This is a genomic window from Limnospira sp. PMC 289.06 (genome assembly GCF_032350395.1).
GTDB lineage: Bacteria > Cyanobacteriota > Cyanobacteriia > Cyanobacteriales > Microcoleaceae > Limnospira > Limnospira platensis.
This window is the reverse complement of sequence record NZ_JARPLC010000125.1, coordinates 9,044-13,508: the sequence shown is the minus strand read 5'-3', so window position 1 is coordinate 13,508 and position 4,465 is coordinate 9,044. Positions and strand designations below refer to the sequence as shown.

Annotated in this window: 2 protein-coding genes; both read left to right on the top strand. The window is 40.9% G+C overall.

Features of this window, described 5'->3' with window-relative positions; translation table 11 throughout:
• The first annotated feature begins 164 nt into the window (after positions 1 to 164).
• Positions 165 to 3,602 carry an FG-GAP-like repeat-containing protein gene (locus P5674_RS19590; protein WP_315670215.1) on the top strand — a complete coding sequence of 1,146 codons (3,438 nt, stop codon included), beginning with the start codon at positions 165 to 167 and terminating at the stop codon, positions 3,600 to 3,602.
• Positions 3,603 to 4,106: 504 nt separating this feature from the next.
• Entirely contained in the window at positions 4,107 to 4,235 is a 129-nt protein-coding gene (locus P5674_RS19585) for a hypothetical protein (RefSeq protein ID WP_286146603.1), read from the top strand.
• Positions 4,236 to 4,465 lie beyond the last annotated feature (230 nt).

Here is a 4,465-nt window from a genome sequence, read left to right as displayed (position 1 = left end):
CATGTACGGTTTTGAATGGGAGGGGTAGACCGTGAGGTCTATCTCGACCCCTAATCGCCGCTATGATTGATGTGAAATGGGCTTCTGTTTCCCCAATCACTGGCTAGGCAAACTTAGCCAAATTTCATAAATTTCTGACTAGGAAAAGCTTCAGGAGGTTAATTATGCCGTATATAACCATCAATCTGGCGGATAGAGACGGAGATGACTTTACCCAAAATTTACTGCAAAATTGGAATTATGAGGTGATCGGAACAGAGGCTAATAATGTTATTCTTTTGGGTGGAGGTTTCGATGTAGTATATGGAATAGCTGGCAATAATACCATTGCCGGAGGCTTAGATGATGATATCCTTTATGGAGGTAGCGGAAATGATATAATCGCCGGAAACGATGGGAATGATATCCTAGATGGTGGTAGTGGAAGTAATATCCTAGCTGGTGGTAGGGGTAATGATATTTACCGTGTTTCCCTGGGTTCCAATACTGGAGGAACTATTATTAATGATGGGGGGACTCACCTAAGCCCATTGGAATGGATTAGCGGAAGTGGAACGGATACCCTAATTATTTACGAAGAATCATTTCCATTTCAACAGGTAATTGATCAGCCTGAAAATAGAACAGAAGTGTCAATACTTAAAGAGCAACTCAGGGCTGGAGTCGTTGGTAGTCAAAGAGACGGAACAACTTTGTGGATTGATTTAAACAAAGATGGCAGTATAAATGAATCCGACGATCTCCAAATTCTATACTTTTATAACCCTGATGGGACTCCTGGGCCTGGATATATTGAGAATATTAATTGGATAGATGGCGATATAATTGTCGAAAATGCCATAGGAATAATTAATAGTGAAGGTCACGAAAATAGCATCACCTTTAATGTCAGTTTAATAAATCCTTTGAGTCAAGATTTAGCGATAAACTATTTTACTGTCGATGGCTCTGCATTAAGCAAGGGTGAAAACGAAGGAACAATAACTTTTGTCGCTGATGTTTTTCCCCAAACCCTAGAAATTACTATCCCCTTAGATGAAACAAATAGCCGACAACTAGAGTCAAGGGACTTTGAATTTTTGGCACGGGATACAGCCTACAAAGGTTGGAATCAAGGAGATATTATTGAGGGCGATATAGTTGGGGATTTAGGTTATCGTGTTGATCGATATTTTGACGATCGTACCACAGGGTTTAAAGCCGTAGGCTTAACCGCAAAAGAAAGAGAATTAAACTTGGTATTGCATGGCGATTTTAACGAATTTAACAATGATCAAGAATCATCAGAACCTTTGATAAACTTTAACAATAGTCAAGAATCATCAGAACTATTGATAAACATATTACAGGAGGATATCAACAATTTTACTCCCCTGTATTTTAACTCTCATACAGACAGCAGTGAAATTATAGATAACACGATTAATAAAATAGAACAGAGAATCTTAGAACCCGAACACAATTGGACATTTGCTACGGGCACTATTTACGATGGCAATCTGGCTCCTATTTTGGCAAATAGAGGTACTCAGGATCAACTCGATATTTTTGACGACCTTTCCCCAGAAGGAGTTGGTTTTGTGCAATTTATGACCAATTTTGAAGAGATCAAGTCGTGGCTTCAAGAAGTGAGTCAACCAGAAAAATTAGAGGAAAATGAGGCGGCATTATTTACTCATAAACCTAATATAACTGGTCATAGTTTAGGAGGAGCATTAACCCAATGGATAGCTAGTGAATACTTAAGTACAACGGATCAACAATTTGCCCTTGGTCGCCTGGAAGCATTTAATATGCCCGGGATTAGTGAAGAATATGCGAATAAAATAGATCCAAATCGAGTTGATAACATTACGTTAAATATAATGTCAGGAGACATTGTGAGTTTGCCAGGAGAACAGTATCTTCCTAATGCTAATGTTAATGTATTTTGGTACGGATTAGGTTGGGATGTATTCAATATTTCCCAAAGATCTATATTTCAAACTCATTCTGTACCCATGTATTTAGAACAAAGTGGTGAATGGGAAAAACCAGAAGATTTGATTTCAAGAACAATAACGAGTAGCGAAGCTAGTGATTTCTTTTTCACTTATTTCCCCGATCCTGACTATTTTAGTTTTTTAGCGGGACTATCAATGGTTCCTATAATCGGACAATTATCACCTGCTTTAGTTTATAGAGGAACTACAGAATTAGTTCGTTCATCAATCGGAGAACTTTTAAGAACAGACTTTTCTTCTATTCCTTCAACGATCATATCTGTAGCTTGGAATGCAGCTAAAAGTTTTTCCTCTGCTGCTTGGGAAACAATCAAAAACAGTCGTTCCTCGCGGCTAGAAGAAATACTGTCCCAACAAGAACAACAACTTCTATCATCTACCTACGACAGTTATGAAGTCTTGAATATGGGCTTATCGTCAGACAATTCTCAAGCTCTTTATTCAGTGACAAGCGAAACCTCTGATGATAGCGACAACTCTGATTCTTCAGAGGAGTACATTATTGATAATTTTTGGGAAGCCATTAGTTCTTTCCCCGTGGAAGCATGGGAAGCATTAGCAGTTTATCCTGATGAGGCATGGATTGCTATGAGAGAATGGGGTGAAACTGGTTGGACTGCTGTTAGCGAGTGGACCCCTGAAGACTGGACTACTTCACAACAATTGACCTCTGAACATTGGCAAGAAACAGAACAATTCACGGAAGATAATTGGGAGAATATTTTTCAGCCTATTGATGGAACCAGACCCATACCAGAATACACTAGCCAACCCTTCACAGTTAACGGCGAATACATTCCCTTAGCCGGAGACTTCAATGGTTCAGGAAGGACAGATATACTGTGGTATGCTCCCGGTCCGGCTGCTGACTATATCTGGTACTTTAATGAAGATGGTAGCTACAGCAGTGAACCGTTTACGGTTAATGGAGTTTATGACCCGATAACTGGAGACTTCAATGGTTCAGGAAGGACAGATATACTGTGGTATGCTCCCGGTCCGGCTGCTGACTATATCTGGTACTTTAATGAAGATGGTAGCTACAGCAGTGAACCGTTTACGGTTAATGGAGTTTATGACCCGATAACTGGAGACTTCAATGGTTCAGGAAGGACAGATATACTGTGGTATGCTCCCGGTCCGGCTGCTGACTATATCTGGTACTTTAATGAAGATGGTAGCTACAGCAGTGAACCGTTTACGGTTAATGGAGTTTATGACCCGATAACTGGAGACTTCAATGGTTCAGGAAGGACAGATATACTGTGGTATGCTCCCGGTCCGGCTGCTGACTATATCTGGTCTTTTAATGAAGATGGTAGCTACAGCAGTGAAAGGTTTACAGTTAATGGAGTTTATACACCCATAGAAGGAGACTTTAACGGGGATGGTATTGATGACATTCTCTGGTATGCTCCCGGTCCAGCTGCTGACTATATCTGGTCTTTCAACAGTGATGGAACCTATGAAAGTACACCGTTTACGGTGAATGGAGTTTATGAACCGATTTCGGGAGACTTCAACGGTAATGGTTACACGGATATTCTCTGGTACGCTCCGGGACCGGCACCGGATTATCTGTGGTCTTTCGGAGTTTAATCTCCCTAATTCCTAGGAGTTCCCCCTCTTCACAATGGAGGGGGATAACTCGGTTTTCTCCGCCAGTTAAATTTACACGGGGTTGAGTTACTAATAGGTGAGCCTGATTGACTATCTGAATAAACCCATATATATATATGTATGCACAGATTCCCATTCTCTAATGGTAGGTCAAGTTCGAGGATTTGTAAAGGAGAAAAACTGGGATTTTTAGAGTTTTAGGGAGTGTTGGGAAAGGGTGCGATCGCCTTGATACTCCCCAAACCCATATATATGTCTTCACAGTTTCCCAGAAGTAGGTTGGGTGTAGCGCAGCGAAACCCAACGCCACCATGGTTTTATCCACCAGTTCAATTGACATGGGGTTGAGTTACTAATAGGTCAACCTCATTAACTTTCTGGAGCAACCCATATATATGTCGGCACTGATTCCCATTCTCTAATGGTAGGTCAAGTGCCGGGATTTGTCAAGGGGAAAACCTGCGATTTTTAGAGTTTTAGGGAGTGTTGGGAAAGGGTGCGATCGCCTTGATGCTGAATCAACCTATATATGTCGGCACGGATTCCCATTTTCCTAGAGTAGGTCAAATTTCGGGATTTTTCAAGGTAAAATATCCCATTAAATCTGGTTGATGAATAAATGAATAGAGGCGATTGTTGTAAGTGTTACAAAAATCGCCTCCTTTGATACTTTTATGGCATTAGACCATCGGGTAGTTTAGCGGAAATACCAGATGTAATCTTGACCGGGACCGGGACGATACCACAGAATATCGGTCAAACCTGAACCGTTGAAGTCACCTTGAAGGGGGATATAATCACCATTGACGGTGAAGGGACTGCTTTCATAGCTACCATCTTGA